The sequence below is a fragment of the Brevinematia bacterium genome (assembly GCA_039630355.1).
Classification (GTDB): domain Bacteria; phylum Spirochaetota; class Brevinematia; order DTOW01; family DTOW01; genus SKYB106.
The window spans coordinates 1-1340 of record JBCNVF010000086.1 but is presented as its reverse complement, the minus strand read 5'-3'; the positions used below and the strand labels follow the sequence as shown (position 1 = coordinate 1340).

2 protein-coding genes are annotated in these 1340 nt (G+C 39.6%); both read right to left on the bottom strand.

All coding sequences use genetic code 11. The features are described 5' to 3' along the window. The coding region (locus tag ABDH28_05755) for a hypothetical protein (GenBank protein MEN2998523.1) at positions 1-480 on the bottom strand (480 nt) is incomplete at its 3' end. 8 nt (positions 481-488) lie between these two features. Continuing rightward, on the bottom strand, positions 489-1184 hold the full coding sequence (locus tag ABDH28_05750) for a hypothetical protein (GenBank protein MEN2998522.1): 696 nt from the start codon (positions 1182-1184) through the stop codon (positions 489-491). Positions 1185-1340: the final 156 nt, after the last annotated feature.

Below are 1340 nucleotides of genomic sequence, written 5' to 3'. Positions count from 1 at the left end.
CCGTATCTGTCCTACCGTCTTCCCTAGCACCTGCTGGTAAGTTTCGTTTCTATCCACTATATACAGCACATTTACAAAATCCAAGTCTAAAGGGTTGTAGTATTCTTGCCTTATAGACACGGAATAGAAATTAACAAGCTCTTGTATAAATACTCTTTGCCTAAACAATACTCTGTTAGCAACATCGCAGTTAAGTATACTATATTCTCCTTGCAAGATTTTATTTATAAACCCCTTAGAAAACATCCAGTTTCGAGGGTCGCTTCTGAAGTATGCTATCGCCTCCTGTAGTATTTCTTCTACGCTAGAGAAGTCTTTCACAAATGTTTCTATGTGTGTTATTACACTAGCAGGATAGGTTCCTGGTAAAACATATCCGTAGAAAGATACATAATACTTCCCTGTAATCTGTAAATGTGAAAAATCTACAACTCTAACTCCATATCCATGTAGTATATGAATCCCTTCTTCTAGATACATACCTCCTCCTAGATAGGTTGTGAAAGACAGAGATACACAAGCCTGTAATACCTGCCGTTTTTGTCCAGCCCGTGGAACATAGCTCTGGTATAAACTCTACTTGCTATTACTCTCAGATACATTCCATCCCACCAAGTAGGGTCTAATGTAGATATTCTAGTTGTCCAGTTTGGATATGCTGGCGGGGGGTCATTATCAAAAATAGATGGAGCATGTATATCGTATATAGTATTCACTAGGCATCCTATCTTGTCTATGTAGGAAGAAGGAGAAATTAGTCCCATTATAGTGACCTTGTCAGTAGAAACCACCCTCTGATTACCATCCCACTTCCCCCCTAGTAGGTATATTCTATCTAAATTTGGATTTCCTGTAAACGTAAAAAACGGAGTATTATCTTGGCTATGCCAGAGCAGTATAACTCTTTTATTATTACTTGCCGCCCAGTTCTGTGCATCTTGGATGGTTTTAAAAGGAGAACTATAGTCTCCGTTTCCGCTTGTCCCTACATTCCCCCGCAACCACTTTACCACGACATTAGCACTCCCAAACGCGTTTATTAGTATGCTTTTTACTCTGGATAGTATGCTTTCCAGCTCCTGTGTGGTAGGAGTAAAATCGGTTTCTCCCCCTCCTCTGGATACTAGGTATGTGGAGGAAGTTTTATTTTGCAGTAAAAACTTAACATACCCGCTTCTTATCATACTTACCTCCTAGAATGTTCTGTTTATGAAGGAAGAAAACAAGTCCTGAGAAACATTGTTAAGAGACACATTCCAGTATTGCGTTATATTCTGCATCACCCCTCCAGCTCTTACTCCCAAGTCCTGTAGCCTAGTCGCTATTTCTATATCCTTTAC

Excerpts from the sequence above, each read along its gene's own strand:
- ABDH28_05750 (MEN2998522.1), bottom strand. The coding sequence starts at position 1,184 with ATGATAAGAAGCGGGTATGTTAAGTTTTTACTGCAAAATAAAACTTCC.